Origin of the sequence: Tatumella ptyseos (assembly GCF_030552895.1) — a bacterium.
Classification (GTDB): Bacteria; Pseudomonadota; Gammaproteobacteria; order Enterobacterales; family Enterobacteriaceae; genus Rosenbergiella; species Rosenbergiella ptyseos_A.
In genome coordinates this window covers 668,086-681,936 of sequence record NZ_CP130649.1, presented here as the reverse complement: position 1 = coordinate 681,936, position 13,851 = coordinate 668,086, and the positions used below count along the sequence as shown (strand labels likewise).

Here is a 13,851-nt window from a genome sequence, read left to right as displayed (position 1 = left end):
TTCACAAGTCTAACACTAATACTTCACTACGACTGCGCGAACAACACAGGGCAATTTGCTGTTGTGAGCCACCCTTCTCTTGCTCACTTTGCACCGTATCACGGTGATCAACCTCTCCCGAAATAACATTGGTTAAGCATGCGCCACACATCCCCATTTCACAAGAAAGCGGTACAGAGACACCCTGCTCGAGCAAAACTTGCGCGATGGTTTGATCTGCGCTCACTGGCCACTGTTGGCCAGTGGAGGCTAAGGTAATAATAAAGGTGTCGTCATCTCCGCTCTCGCGAGTAGCCACTGCCGGTTTAAAGGCTTCGGTATAAATTACCTCCGCACTCCAGCCCCTTGCCAGTGCAGCCTCACGTTGATGCTGCATAAAGGCTTCGGGGCCACAGAGATAAATTAAGGTGTCTGACTCGGGTTCCATCAATTCTGGCGCCAGATGCTGGCGAGGGCTGTTACCTTCTTCACTCAACCACAAATGGCATTCGCCATGTTGCCAAGGTGCGGCTAATACAGACTGGTAAGCCGCTTGTGGTGCATGGCGACAGTAATAGTGCAAAGTGAAGGCTACCCCTTGCTGTTCTAACGTTAATGCCATGGCATAGAGAGGCGTAATACCAATCCCCGCAGCAATTAATAACACACGTTTAGCGGGCTGTAGGGCGAAGAGGTTACGTGGCGTTGAGAGGGTCACTCGATCGCCTGGGCGCAATTGTTGATGCACATAACGCGATCCTCCCCGCGAGGCCGCGTCATGCGCCACACAGATCTCGTAACGTCTGCGGTCGTTTGACGATCCGGTCAGTGAATATTGGCGTATCAGTCCAGGGGCTAGGTGCACATCAATATGTGCCCCCGCCTGCCACTCAGGTAATAAGGTATTCGGTGAGTCTGGCACAAAACTAACGGCTAAATTCCCCGTTCCCTGTAAGCACAGACTCTCTACAATGACCGATAATTGTTCCATGGAATACCCCTCACACTAAGAAGAAATCGCCAAAGCCCATCTTTTTCAACCCACGGCGGTAAGCGATTGAACTCCGATCGGCGGGAATATGCGCTTCAAGACTGAGATCGAGCGGAAGACGTTCCGGCATCTGGGTTTCTACCATCAAGCGATCTTCTTCAAAGACACGCTGGTTAAAGGCATAAACCTCCTCCACCGGAATATCGAGATCAAAATTACGCGCAATCGGCGCAAACATCCGCGTTTTACGAGCCGATACCGGCGAAGCGGCATTCATGATCACTAAGCGAGCCTCACCGGGAAAGTGAATGGTCAAGGTAGCGGTAAAGGGAAGATGCATTTCAAAGTGACGTAACCACTTAAAGCCCTCAGGCGCACGAAATTCGCTACTAGCTGGGTAGTTACCGACCGTACTCCAGTAGTCAGCTTCAAAGCCATACTCTCGCTCAACGGCTTGATAGTCAGGGACCTGCTGGTTATTAGCATCAGCAAAGGTTTCAGTATGGATCCAGGCGAAATGGGCGACGTCGAGAAAACCTTCGACTTGGCGTCCGGCAAAACCATTGACCTCAAAACCTGGGCAGTTAATCTGCTGAAAACCTGCCGTCTCCCAGTGTGGCATAACCGGTAATTTAGCTGGTTGTTCATTATCCGGCGCCAGACAGACCCAAATTAGGCCATAGCGCTCTTCAACGGCAAAGGTCGAGAGATTGAGTTTGGCGGGGATAGGTTGTCCGGGACTTGACGGAATACGATTACATTTACCGCCTTCGCCAAAACGGAGGCCGTGGTAGGGACAGACGATACCGGCTTCATCGTGAAAGCCTAAGGTTAAGGGGACACCCCGATGCGGACAGACATCGCGCGCGGCAACGACCTCCCCCGCAATTCGATATAGTACCAACTGTTCATCCAGCAGCACCGCTTTCACCGGTGCGCCGCCAATATCCATCGCCCGAGCAACCGGATGCCATTGTGCAGCCAGTTTTAACCAATCATCAGGTTCGAATGTACAGTGTGCGGGAGGGGTGACCTTGCTCATAATAAATTCCTTAATCGTACGGAAAGCTGTTTTTGTTATGTAATTAGTGATAAACCTTTTAGCTGTTCCAATCCATCAGTAAGAATTCAGTAGAGTGTTGCAAAAAAGAGAACAGTTACTATGAGTCCATTTTCACGCTTCGCCCTGTACTTTTTAGCCGTTGTCCGTCACGGCAGCCTGCGTAAAGCGGCAGAGCAGCTACATATCTCTGCATCGGCGATTAATCGACAGATTCTGCAGGCAGAGGAGTCGTTAGGCACCCCGCTATTCGAACGTCTGGCTGAAGGGCTAAGGATGACCACAGCGGGCGAACTGCTATATGCCGACCTATTACGCTGGCAGCGAGAATTTGAGGTGACTAAGCAACGATTCGATGAGATCCAAGGCTTACAGCGAGGTAAGGTGAAAATAGGCTTAGTACAAGCCCTGAACCAAGGTGAAATTGCCGATTGTTTAGCACGACTCGTCGAGCAGTATCCCGCTCTGACCTTAGAAATAGTGATTGATAGTAGCCAAGCCATTGGCGAGCAGCTTCGAAACGCTAATCTGGATGTCGGGCTGTTACTCGATCCTGGCGAAGTCCCCGGTTTAGAGGTCAGGAGTTTTTGCGAGGTTGAAGTGGGAATAGCCCTTTCTCCTCTGCATCCGCTGGCCCAGGAGAGAAGCTTGCGGGTCAGTGACCTACACGACCAGCGACATATTTTACCGGGCGAGGATTTGGTCGTCCATGGTAGGGTGATTGCGCTCTATCAACGGGCGGCGTTATCAATCGACAATACGATAGTCTGTAACGATATTGCGCTAATACGCCGCTTTCTGACCAAAAATAGTGGTGTGGCAATGCTCAGCCGCCTTGATGTGCAGTGGGATGTGGAGCAGAAAAATTTAGTCTTTGTGCCGCTACATAATAATCCGACCTCCCCCCTTACCTTAGCCTTGTGTGTTGCCCCTTCTCGTCAACTATCTCGTGCTGCACAGCGAGTGATACAACAATTGAGTGAGAGCATAGAGGTGATTGCGGCAAAAAATCCTAGGTTCGACTAGCCGGTCGGAACAGCTTAGCGTCAGGAAAGTTAGCCCCTTATATCAGTTAACATAGCGATGCTAAATAATTACTTTCTCTTTGAAAATGTCCCGCCGATATCTAACATTCAGCATTGTGTTTATCCTATATGATGTCAGCATATGACTTAACCCAATAGCGCGTAGTCAATGATAAGGGGGTCGGCGATTGAACATTCTTGCTCAGAGATTATGGCGTTAACAATAAAGCGTTTGATTGGTTGTTCCGGCCTTGAGGACGCCACGGTAATCAATAGCGTTTGACTATAGAGGTCACCAAAATCTTTTGAGGCTGCTGGAAGTAAGCGCGTACTGGTTAACTTTTGTTGTGCCACTAATTCGACTTTAGGCAAGGGCTGAGGTTCAAAGCCGTTATTTCGTAACTTAGCCACCGTGAGTTGTGCGGCCCAAGCTTGTGGCGATGCACAGTATTCGATATTCGATGCCGCATAAACTGTTGAGGCTAAGAAGAGGCATAACACCCCAAAAAAGAATATTTTCATCTTATCACTCTCACTAACCTATCCGCGGAATTAGCCATAAGTTGGCGAGTTCGAGCCTTCAAGTTAATACAACCCTGCGAGGCGTAACCAGGCTTTGTCAAGCTATCGCCATGAATACGAAAGCTGTGCCTGCCGAACATAATATTATGTGGTGAGGGATGTAATACAATTGTAAGAGGACCACGCGAAGAGGTTACTATCCCTAATCGATACTCCCCGATAGGGATAGGACCTAGATTAACCCTATGTTGAGAGTCTGGGCGATTAACATGAGGTGGGAATCCGCTGTAACCTTGCTCAATAGATTGTTGGTTGTGTGATAAACGCCCAGTTGATTGCTGAAAGATCCATGGCATAGTTGACCTCCAAATACGTGAGGTCACTAGCTTAGAAGATAAAAGATCGAACGAATATCGGCGGAATACCGTAGAAGGGAAGGTTTTGGAGAGAGTCTGAAAAGAGACCACCCTACGGTGGTCTTGGAGGACTTAGTCTAAACGCGAAATGACTGTTGCCAAAGATTGACGCCATGGCGAGGCTGCCACGAATTCACTGATTTTAGCGGTAGACATTACCGAATAAGCAGGACGTTTCGCCGGCGTTGAGAAATCGGCGGTAGTAATAGCGTTCACCTTCGGCTGAGCGGCTAGTTTGCCCTGTTGCTCAGCTTGCTCGAAGATAGCCGATGCAAATTCTGCCCAAGTCACTTGCTCATCACCACAGAAATGGTAGATGCCACCTGGGGCTGATTTTTCTAAAGTATTAAGAACCGCCTGTGCGATATCCCCAGCATAAGTAGGACAACCGAGTTGATCACTGACAATGCCAAGCTCCGGACGGTCTTTCGCTAAACGCAGCATGGTTTTCACAAAATTATTGCCGTATTCGCTGAAGACCCATGCAGTACGAATGATAATGGCTTCTGGTAAAATACTTTGTACGAGTAATTCGCCAGCCAGTTTGGTTTTACCATAAACGCTCAGAGGGTAAACTGCGTCGGATTCGGTGTACGGTTGAGTACCGTTACCTTCGAAAACGTAGTCAGTCGAGACATGTACAAACTTAGCCCCCACTTTCTTAGCCGCACTGGCTAAATAGGCGGGTGCATAGGTATTTACTGCTGCAGCTTGCTCAGGCTCCGATTCTGCTTTATCAACAGCCGTGTAAGCCGCTGCATTGATAATGATTGTCGGTTGGAACTGATCAACTTGCGCCATGACCGCAATGTAATGAGTGATGTCCAGTTCAGCCGAGCCTAGAGCTAGTACTTCAGCCGTTTTAGGGAATAGAGCTTGTAAACAACGACCAAGCTGGCCGTTAGCGCCAGTGAGGAGGATTTTCATGGTTAGGCCTTGCGGAACTTATCTATTTTACAGTGATCTAAGAAATAATCCGTTTTTATCTTTTACCGATAATACTGGTTCGAAATCAATTGGCCACTCAATACCGACCTCCGGATCGTTCCAAGCTAAGCAGCCTTCAAATCCAGGCGTGTAATAATCAGTACATTTATATTCGAAGTCAGCTATATCGGATAGTACCACAAACCCATGAGCTAACCCGGGTGGGATCCAAAATTGCGTCTTATTCTCCTCAGAAAGAATAACACCCGCCCATTGTCCAAAGGTAGGAGAATTTCTACGAATATCAACGGCAACGTCAAACACTTCACCCCGTACGCAACGCACTAATTTTCCTTGCGGATTTTTAGTTTGAAAGTGTAAGCCACGTAGCACACCTTTGGAAGAACGTGAATGGTTGTCCTGTACAAAATCTAAATCGATATTTAGTGCTTTTTTATAACGACTTTGTTCAAAGGTCTCTAGAAAGAAACCCCGTTCATCGCCAAAGACTTTAGGCTGAATAATTTTCACATCGGCAATATTAGTATCGATAACTTGCATTTATTCGGTATCCACTAAACGTTGTAAATATTGGCCATAGCCGGTTTTTACGAGTAATTTAGCTTGGGAAGCGACTTGTTCTTTAGTTAGCCAACCTTTTTTATAGGCAATCTCTTCTAAGCAGGCCACTTTATAGCCTTGGCGTTTTTCAATGGTATGGATGAACTGAGAGGCTTCTAACAAACTATCGTGAGTACCTGTATCTAACCAAGCAAAACCTCGACCCAGTTTCTCAACATGAAGACTATTTTTTTCTAAATACATCTCGTTAAGCGTAGTAATTTCAAGTTCACCACGGCGTGAAGGCTTAACCTGCTTCGCCATTTCGACCACATCTTTATCGTAGAAGTAAAGTCCAGTCACTGCCCAATTAGATTTAGGTTTTTCAGGTTTCTCTTCTAAAGAGATAGCTCGATTATTGTCGTCAAATTCCACTACGCCGAAACGCTCAGGATCGAGAACTTGATAACCGAAGACAGTAGCCCCTTCGTTACGCTGCATTACGTTTTCAAGCTTCTTACCAAAGCTCTCACCAAAGTAAATATTATCGCCGAGGACCAATGCACAGCTGTCACCATTGATAAAGTCTTCGCCAATGATAAATGCTTGAGCCAAGCCATCTGGACTGGGTTGAATAGCGTAGCTAAATTTCACTCCAAATTGACTACCATCGCCTAAAAGGCGTTTAAAGCCTGGCATATCATCCGGTGTAGTGATAATCAAAATCTCATTGATTCCGGCCAACATCAGTACGGAGATTGGGTAGAACACCATAGGTTTATCGTAAATAGGCATTAACTGCTTAGAGACACCCTGGGTGATAGGATACAAACGGGTTCCTGAACCACCTGCTAAGACAATACCTTTCATTATTTCTAGATTCCTAAATTAGAGTGAGCCTAAACGTTCACCAGCGTATGAACCATCCAGCACACGTTGCCACCAAGTTTCATTATTTAGATACCATTCGACGGTTTTACGGATGCCCGTCTCGAAAGTCTCTGCTGGTGTCCAATCTAACTCTTTGGCAATTTTGCTTGCATCAATAGCATAGCGAACATCATGACCGGGACGGTCTTTAACATAGGTAATCAGGTCAGCATAGTGGTTTATACCATTGGGTTTATTCGGTACTAGCTCTTCCAACAGCTGGCAAATTGTTTTCACTACATCAATATTTTTACGTTCGTTGTGACCACCGATATTATAGGTTTCGCCCACCCCCCCCTCTGTCACGACTTTGTAAAGTGCACGGGCGTGATCCTCGACGTATAACCAGTCACGGATCTGTGAACCATCGCCATAGACAGGTAAAGATTTGCCCGACAGTGCATTAAGAATGATGAGGGGAATCAATTTTTCTGGGAAATGATAGGGGCCGTAATTATTCGAACAGTTAGTCACAATGGTAGGTAAACCATAGGTACGCTGCCAAGCACGTACTAAGTGGTCACTTGAAGCCTTAGAGGCTGAGTAAGGACTGCTCGGCGCATAAGGGGTCGTTTCGGTAAAGAGATCATCCGTACCATGAAGATCACCATAGACTTCATCAGTAGAGATATGGTGGAAACGGAAGGCCTGCTTTTTGTCGGTATCAAGACCGTTCCAATAGCTACGGGCTGCCTCTAACAAGGTGTAGGTACCTACAATATTGGTTTCTATAAAGGCGGCAGGGCCATCAATCGAACGGTCAACATGACTTTCAGCAGCTAAATGCATTACCGCATCAGGCTGGTATTGTGCAAATACGCGATCCAACTCAGCACGATTGCAGATATCGACTTTTTCGAAATGATAACGGTTGTCTTGATCAACCGTGTTTAATGACTCAAGGTTCCCGGCATAAGTCAGACTATCGACAATAATCACTTCATCTTTAGTATTTTCTATAATATTACGGACTACTGCGGAACCAATAAAGCCAGCACCACCGGTCACTAAAATATTCATCTGAACTCCAGAATTAGTATTTATAAATCAAGCACCTAGAACACCTCTCAGAAATAAGCACAAAATTTAGTCAGTAGCTATAAATTATTGATGTTCTTTTGAGGTCAGCTAATGGCCCATAACTTTATCATATAACTCTGCCGACGTTGAAAACGATAACGTTTAAATCATCACTACGCTATGTACTGTCAGCGTGTAGGGGATCAGCCGTTCAGTACACATCGAAATCCTATTATTATTAAAACAGGAGAAATGAGGTGAGACATGATTGAAACTCGCCAGATTAAACGTACTTTTGCTTAGGCATTCAAACGTCAAGTTATTGAGCCGGTGGTTAAATTCCTGACAGATGTTAAAGAAGTCGCGCAGACGCACGAAGGTAATCCTGATCATTTTCATGAATGGATACGGCTGTACAAACAGCCACTATTAGGTATTGTATCTTTGGGGATTGCTACCTACCTAGCAACATGAAATTCAGTAAATTAAAGCGAAAACAAAGCGCTTAGAGATGGAAAAAGAGAGGCTTAAACAAGCCGCCGTAGTGACGAGAAAGATCCCCAGAAAGTTATCGCTTTAATCACATGACTGAAAACTCAGTGGCCTGTACCCATCCTTCCCATTTATTGGATATTCATTGCAGTGCGTATTACGTACTGGGGAACCTCCTTGTAACTATGCAAAGAATGGCGTTACGACCCGGCTGAGCCTCTTCCATGCTCTCAGCCGTGGTACTGCTGGTAGCTGTATTACTAGCCAGATGTTACTTCCGAACGGCATTGATGTAGGAACGTGTCGCCCCTTCTCGTCAGCTATCTCGCGCCGCACAGCGAGTGATACAACAGTTGAGTGAGAGCATTGAGGTGATTGCAGCAAAGAATCTTGCTTAGTTTGCCCCTGAGTAAAGGTTATTGATTAGGCTGCGCAATAATATGCTGATAAAGACGTTGCAAATCGTCGGCATGTTGGACGCTGAGAGTGACCTGCTGCCCTGCCACTGTCAGAATCAACGATCCTTCTGCGGTAAGGTGATAACGCTGAATATGGGCCAAGCGAATAAATTGTCCATGAATCACTATTCCCTCTGCGCTAACCCGCGCGATGGGTTGGCGTATCCAACCATACCAAAGTGCCAGCAAAATTAACCCTAACAGTAATCCGCTGTTCAGATAGCCCTCTGCGCGCAACAACTGTTGAATAAATACCACCAGCAGCAGCACAGTGACTATTGCCCAATCTTTACGTGATAATCGACGTAAAGGGATGGTCCATTGCGTCAACGGAAACCGCAACGGTCTTAGCCACTCGCTGTAGACCGCTAAGGCTAAACAGAGGCTCACGATAATACCGAGAATAACTGTCTGCAGTGTCATAATGCCTCCCCCAAACGTTGCCTCAGCTTCCCACTGAGGCAATAGGTTAAACGCCCAGTAAGCCAGACCAATAGCCAAGAATACCGATGATAAAGAACCCCATGATAATCCATAGCGCATTCACTTTATTACGCAGTAACCACATACAGCCAAAGGTGAGTAGCAGAGGAACCAGCCCAGGCATTAACTGATCGAGAATATTTTGCACTGTGGTGACGGTTTCGCCGCCCGCGGCGTCAGGCACTCTTGACACCACTAAGGGTATATTGACATGCGTCCACTTATTAACCAGCGCGCCTAATACAAATAAGCCGAGGATCGATGCGCCTTCCGTCAGTTTCTGCAGAAAACCGCCGCCCATATCCTTCACGATATCAATGCCCTTTCGATACCCATAGGCAATTCCATAATATCGGGTCAGTAGACGTACCGCGTTGAAGAGGACAAAAAATAGTATCGGACCAAGAAGGCTACCACTCATGGCAATTCCTGCTCCTAAGGCGGCAAAAACGGGGCGAACCGTTCCCCAGTAGATGGGATCTCCCACTCCGGCTAAGGGCCCCATTAACCCCACTTTAATGCCATTAATTGCCCCATCATCAATCGGTGCACCATTGGCTCGCTGTTCTTCCATCGCGAGGGTAACCCCTAAAATCGGTGCGGCGACATAAGGATGGGTATTAAAGAACTCAAGGTGGCGTTTAATCGCTTGGCGCCGAGCATCATTATTTTCAGGATAAAGCCGTTTTATTGCTGGGATCATTGAGAAACAAAATCCCAGGGCTTGCATCCGCTCGAAATTCCACGAACCTTGAAATAAATTAGAACGTATAAAGACGCCACGAATATCACTTTTCGTCAGTTTTTTTTCAGTTAGCTGAGTGTTATCGACCATATCTTTACCCCTAATCCAATTCGTTATCGATGTCCTGCGACGCGGCAGGGGAAGTGGCTGCTGAACGATTATATTTAGGGCTGAGTTGGATATAGAGGATCGCCATCACCGCACCTATCACCCCCAAGGCTACTAGGTTGAAATTAGTAAAGGCGGCCGTCACAAAGCCCAGATAGAAGAACGGCATGAGATAACCGGCTCGCATCATATTAATGACCATGGCGTAACCGACCACAACGATCATCCCTCCCGCAATATTCAGCCCATTCGTCACCACTTCCGGGATTTTACTTAATAGCAACTGGACTTCGCTGGTCCCGACCGAGATGGCGACAATCAACGCGGGGATTGCAATCCGCATGGCTTGCAGAAAGAGCGCCGAGACATGAATCCAAGAGAGCGAGGTTAGCTGGCCTTTATTGGCCGCACGGTCAGCCGCATGTTGAAAGCCGACCGTCAGGGTGCGGACGATGATGGTAAAGACCTGACCTGCTGCAGCCAAAGGAATGGCCAAGGCTATACCCGCGCCAATACTCTGTTGACCCGCAATCACCAAAATCGTCGAGATAATGGAGGCAAGGGCCGCGTCAGGCGCAACCGCTGCCCCGATATTCATCCAACCTAAGGCAATCATCTCTAGCGTCCCGCCAATGATGATACCCGACTTAATATCTCCCAACACTAGACCAATAAGCGTACAGGCCACCAGCGGACGATGAAATTGGAATTCGTCGAGTATAGATTCCATTCCAGCAATACAAGCAACGATAAACACCAGTACGATCTGAAGCGTGCTAATCTCCATTGACCCTCTCCTCTATAATTACCCCTAAGGCTAATGTGCCGTAACGCCTTAACTTCAACGTTTTTTAAGTAAATCCATCATCCCCACTCGAGTATCGGAAGAGACTTTACGTACCTCTAATTCAATACCCATCGCCGCGAGTTGTTTGAACGCATCGATATCCTGTTGATCGACAGAAACGGCATTCGTCACCATGGTTTTACCCTCTCGGTACGCAATACCACCAATATTGACCGAGTCAATCTTTACCCCACCTTCGACGACACGTAATACATCTGTAGGATTGGTAAATAACAACATGACACGTTCCCCGGCATATTTTGGATTCGCATAAACACGCAGCATCTTAGCGATATCCACCACATGCGCCGTAACACCTGGAGGAGCCACCTGTTTTAATAATGTTTTACGAACCTCATCCGCCGCCACCGCATCGCTCACCACGATAATGCGTGAGACCTTGGTCTCCTTAGTCCATCGCGTCGCGACTTGCCCATGAATTAATCGATCGTCAATACGTACTAAACCGAATTGCATGACACCTTGTTGAGACGTTGAGGGGGCCGCTGGGACGAGATGGGGTGTCGGTGAATCGACTTTGGCTGCTGACTGATGTTGATAGGCTTTTACCCCTTCTCTCCCTGCTTCGAGGGCTATTTCGATCAGTTGTTCAAGACTAGGATCATCATCCCGCGCCATAAAGGTTTCAATCAGCATTGGAACATTAACGCCAGCAATGACTTTATAATCGGGTTGTGTCGTGGCTAAGCGTGTTGCCGCATTAAAAGGGCTACCTCCCCAAGTATCGGTAAGAAAGAGTACGCCTTCTGCCGTCGATAAGCGTGACAACAGGTTGTGGTATTTATTAACTAAGGTCTCCGTATTTTCGCCAGGGATAAAATCGATTGAACCCACATTGGTTTGTTCACCCAATAACATTTCTGTTGTGTTGAGCAACTGCTCGGCGGCTTGGCCATGCGTTGCAATGATAATGGCTATCGTCAAGGAACCCCCTATTTTGTTACCCGTTTTGGAGCAATGGGGAAAGGATTGGGAAATCCATTCGTTAGAGAAGCTTATGGAGTGTAGGGCTTAACCTGATATAAATATGTGACTGAAAGCATCTATCTATTCACTGACCCGATCAAATCGATCTTTATATTGGCGATGGATCACATTTTAAAATCACCTAGGTCATCACGCTTCCCTTCCTCAGACAAAGAAACCTTGTCAGTCGGGGTAACCATTGAGCCGACCGTCGCCAATGCGATCTGCCCCTGCCCCTGCCCTGTAAGGGTGTAAGAACCCTGATTAGCCGGAATAAAAACCGATTCGCCTAACGATAGCGTTAAGTGTTGTTGAGCTGAAATTAGCTGAAGTGTTCCCTTAAGGCATAGTAGGATTTGTGGTAAACCCTCAGTAGTTAGCTTAACGGAAGAAATCAGGTTAACGATCGACAGGCTAAAGTCTGCAGCGGGCACTGGGTATTGGAACTGATTACCCTTAACTAAAGGACCGAGTATAAGCTGCTCAACCTTTTTTTCCTGAAATTGCACGTTAGCCACTAATTCATCGATATCGATATGTTTTGTTGTTAACCCCGCCCGCAGCACATTATCGGAGTTAGCCATGATTTCTACTCCCATGCCCTGCAGATAAGTATGTGGGGTGCCTGCAGCCAGATACAGCGCCTCCCCCGCCCTGAGATCAATACTATTGAGAAACAAAGGCATTAACAGTCCGCAGTCACTAGGCCAGTCTTTCGCTATCATCTGGATCGTTTGCGTGGTTACCCCCTCTTGCTGATCGGCACTTTGCAGCAAACGCGTTAACACTCGCTGTTTTTCTTCTCCTGCAAGCTGCAGGCAGGCAATAAACAGTTGCCGTAATTGCTTACTATTAGGACATTCAATAAACCCCTTAACAGCGGGATGGTCCCATTCAAGTTTCTGGAAAGCTTGAGCAATTTTTCCAAAAGACTTGAAACCATTTAGCGCCTTGAAGGGGGTTAATGCATAGATAACTTCAGGTTTATGATTGGTATCTCGATAATTTCTGCTGGGATGATTTAGAGGGATCCCTAGGCTATCTTCACGTGCAAAGCCTTGCTGAGCGGCAAGCTTGGTGGGATGAACCTGAATCGATAACGGCTTTTCGGCTGCCAAGAGTTTGAGTAAGAAAGGGAGTTGATGAAAACGCTCATAAGTGACCTGTCCAAGCATAGCAATAGGGTGAGCGGTAATTTCGGCGGCTAAACTCTTCCACTCGCCCTGATCCCATAACCTTGAGCTCGCACTGGAATGCGCCCCCATCCACACTTCAGCCATCGGTAGCCGATCGACGTTTGCATAACCAAAGTGCTCAGTCAACGCCGTGAACGACCCCCAATCATAATGCTGTACGCAATTATTTAATTTATACATCCTGCCCCCTGTTACCTAATGATGGCGTAGCAGCAGACTCGACTTTATATCGTCGTCGAAGGAAAGGTTTATCGGTATTACGTAAAGAGAGGGAGATTGGGCTACTACGGAAATTGTATCCTGTCACACTGTCCTCCTGAAGCGAGATGCCCCACATCGATCGATGAGGCCTTATTGCTACGCCAGTTACCAGAATGAAACTGTGAACCAGTACTAATTTATATATCGAGCCGGTGTTAGGTGCTGATAAAGATCGACCCCATCACACTACGCTGCTCCCTTGCCCTCCTTCTCGTTACGCTAATCAAGTCTTAGTCCTTTTATGGAAAACTTAAGCACTGCTGGCAGGTGACACTTGAGTCAGGCTTTATAGGGAATGGCATCATTGTCACTGTAGGTTGATTGATAGAATTCATTTATCGTTTGAATGACGTAGAGCTAATACGAAATAGACTAAAAATAGAAAGAAGCATGAATTAAATAACTTTAACGCTTATCTGACTAGGATAAAAAACAACAAAATAACTTGAAGGGAAAATATTTATCGACAATCATCTATTTTAAAAAAAACGATCACTACTTATTTATATTTGTCACTTAAGAGTTTAATTCATTTTTTTCATGGTCCAGTAGCAAAGAGTTATAATCCCGTTTCTTACTGCTCAATTTATTGCCACACCGTTATCAGAAAGGAATACAGTAGCGGCTTAAAAACTAGCAATACATTGTTTTAAAACAAAAAATAAATATCAACCCCCAATTGAATCGTAAAAAGTGACTAATATTAATTAAAATAGACTTTAATAGTTTGAGTTATATCACTATAACTCAAATATTAATTTAACGATAACATTACAAAAACCTTTCATTAATTAATCACTCGCACGCGTTGACTTAATTAAGTCAAGGTAGGATTATTCTTAT

Annotated in this window: 14 protein-coding genes; 1 reads left to right on the top strand and 13 read right to left on the bottom strand. The window is 46.3% G+C overall.

The genetic code is table 11. The features are described 5' to 3' along the window. Position 1: 1 nt before the first annotated feature. Both QJR74_RS03345 and hpxD read right to left on the bottom strand, forming a co-directional pair. Positions 2–970 (bottom strand): PDR/VanB family oxidoreductase, encoded by a 969-nt coding sequence (locus QJR74_RS03345; protein WP_304373197.1) that lies wholly within the window; start codon positions 968–970, stop codon positions 2–4. 10 nt (positions 971–980) lie between these two features. Beyond that, on the bottom strand, positions 981–2,012 hold the full coding sequence (hpxD, locus tag QJR74_RS03340) for a molybdenum cofactor-independent xanthine hydroxylase subunit HpxD (protein ID WP_304373196.1): 1,032 nt from the start codon (positions 2,010–2,012) through the stop codon (positions 981–983). Between the two features lie 120 nt (positions 2,013–2,132). Here hpxD and QJR74_RS03335 point away from each other — a divergent pair, with 120 nt between their 5' ends. After that, entirely contained in the window at positions 2,133–3,056 is a 924-nt protein-coding gene (locus tag QJR74_RS03335) for a LysR family transcriptional regulator (RefSeq protein WP_304373195.1), read from the top strand. 146 nt (positions 3,057–3,202) lie between these two features. On the opposite strand, the gene QJR74_RS03330 is transcribed toward QJR74_RS03335, so the two are convergent. The 11 genes from QJR74_RS03330 to manA all read right to left on the bottom strand — a co-directional run bounded on the left by QJR74_RS03330 (position 3,203) and on the right by manA (position 12,927). Continuing rightward, the gene (locus QJR74_RS03330) at positions 3,203–3,577 is read right to left on the bottom strand and encodes a hypothetical protein (RefSeq protein WP_304373194.1); all 375 of its coding nucleotides are present in this window, start codon (positions 3,575–3,577) and stop codon (positions 3,203–3,205) included. Further along, the gene (locus tag QJR74_RS03325) at positions 3,574–3,933 is read right to left on the bottom strand and encodes a tlde1 domain-containing protein (RefSeq protein WP_304373193.1); all 360 of its coding nucleotides are present in this window, start codon (positions 3,931–3,933) and stop codon (positions 3,574–3,576) included. The genes QJR74_RS03330 and QJR74_RS03325 overlap by 4 nt, the downstream gene beginning before the upstream one ends. 132 nt (positions 3,934–4,065) lie before the next feature. Beyond that, positions 4,066–4,920: a dTDP-4-dehydrorhamnose reductase gene (rfbD, locus tag QJR74_RS03320; protein ID WP_304373192.1), complete on the bottom strand. Its 855-nt coding sequence runs from the start codon at positions 4,918–4,920 to the stop codon at positions 4,066–4,068. A gap of 27 nt (positions 4,921–4,947) precedes the next feature. Then, a complete protein-coding gene (gene rfbC / locus QJR74_RS03315) occupies positions 4,948–5,481 on the bottom strand; it encodes a dTDP-4-dehydrorhamnose 3,5-epimerase (RefSeq protein ID WP_304373191.1) in 534 nt (177 codons plus the stop codon). Continuing rightward, positions 5,482–6,351 (bottom strand): glucose-1-phosphate thymidylyltransferase RfbA, encoded by an 870-nt coding sequence (gene rfbA, locus QJR74_RS03310; protein ID WP_304373190.1) that lies wholly within the window; start codon positions 6,349–6,351, stop codon positions 5,482–5,484. A gap of 18 nt (positions 6,352–6,369) precedes the next feature. Then, complete coding sequence (gene rffG / locus QJR74_RS03305) at positions 6,370–7,431, bottom strand: dTDP-glucose 4,6-dehydratase (RefSeq protein ID WP_304373189.1); 1,062 nt, start codon at positions 7,429–7,431, stop codon at positions 6,370–6,372. A 908-nt stretch (positions 7,432–8,339) separates the two neighbouring features. Continuing rightward, entirely contained in the window at positions 8,340–8,804 is a 465-nt protein-coding gene (locus QJR74_RS03300; RefSeq protein WP_304373188.1) for a DUF986 family protein, read from the bottom strand. Positions 8,805–8,850: 46 nt separating this feature from the next. Beyond that, entirely contained in the window at positions 8,851–9,699 is an 849-nt protein-coding gene (locus QJR74_RS03295) for a PTS mannose transporter subunit IID (RefSeq protein ID WP_304373187.1), read from the bottom strand. A 10-nt stretch (positions 9,700–9,709) separates the two neighbouring features. Then, positions 9,710–10,504, bottom strand: a complete 795-nt coding sequence (locus tag QJR74_RS03290; RefSeq protein ID WP_241626939.1) for a PTS mannose/fructose/sorbose transporter subunit IIC — start codon at positions 10,502–10,504, stop codon at positions 9,710–9,712. Between the two features lie 54 nt (positions 10,505–10,558). Beyond that, positions 10,559–11,509, bottom strand: a complete 951-nt coding sequence (manX, locus tag QJR74_RS03285) for a PTS mannose transporter subunit IIAB (protein ID WP_304373186.1) — start codon at positions 11,507–11,509, stop codon at positions 10,559–10,561. Between the two features lie 167 nt (positions 11,510–11,676). Further along, positions 11,677–12,927 carry a mannose-6-phosphate isomerase, class I gene (manA, locus tag QJR74_RS03280; RefSeq protein ID WP_304373185.1) on the bottom strand — a complete coding sequence of 417 codons (1,251 nt, stop codon included), beginning with the start codon at positions 12,925–12,927 and terminating at the stop codon, positions 11,677–11,679. Positions 12,928–13,851 lie beyond the last annotated feature (924 nt).

Coding starts and splice junctions, on each gene's coding strand:
- QJR74_RS03345 (WP_304373197.1), bottom strand. CDS start 970: ATGGAACAATTATCGGTCATTGTAGAGAGTCTGTGCTTACAGGGAACG.
- hpxD (WP_304373196.1), bottom strand. CDS start 2,012: ATGAGCAAGGTCACCCCTCCCGCACACTGTACATTCGAACCTGATGAT.
- QJR74_RS03335 (WP_304373195.1), top strand. CDS start 2,133: ATGAGTCCATTTTCACGCTTCGCCCTGTACTTTTTAGCCGTTGTCCGT.
- QJR74_RS03330 (WP_304373194.1), bottom strand. CDS start 3,577: ATGAAAATATTCTTTTTTGGGGTGTTATGCCTCTTCTTAGCCTCAACA.
- QJR74_RS03325 (WP_304373193.1), bottom strand. CDS start 3,933: ATGCCATGGATCTTTCAGCAATCAACTGGGCGTTTATCACACAACCAA.
- rfbD (WP_304373192.1), bottom strand. CDS start 4,920: ATGAAAATCCTCCTCACTGGCGCTAACGGCCAGCTTGGTCGTTGTTTA.
- rfbC (WP_304373191.1), bottom strand. CDS start 5,481: ATGCAAGTTATCGATACTAATATTGCCGATGTGAAAATTATTCAGCCT.
- rfbA (WP_304373190.1), bottom strand. CDS start 6,351: ATGAAAGGTATTGTCTTAGCAGGTGGTTCAGGAACCCGTTTGTATCCT.
- rffG (WP_304373189.1), bottom strand. CDS start 7,431: ATGAATATTTTAGTGACCGGTGGTGCTGGCTTTATTGGTTCCGCAGTA.
- QJR74_RS03300 (WP_304373188.1), bottom strand. CDS start 8,804: ATGACACTGCAGACAGTTATTCTCGGTATTATCGTGAGCCTCTGTTTA.
- QJR74_RS03295 (WP_304373187.1), bottom strand. CDS start 9,699: ATGGTCGATAACACTCAGCTAACTGAAAAAAAACTGACGAAAAGTGAT.
- QJR74_RS03290 (WP_241626939.1), bottom strand. CDS start 10,504: ATGGAGATTAGCACGCTTCAGATCGTACTGGTGTTTATCGTTGCTTGT.
- manA (WP_304373185.1), bottom strand. CDS start 12,927: ATGTATAAATTAAATAATTGCGTACAGCATTATGATTGGGGGTCGTTC.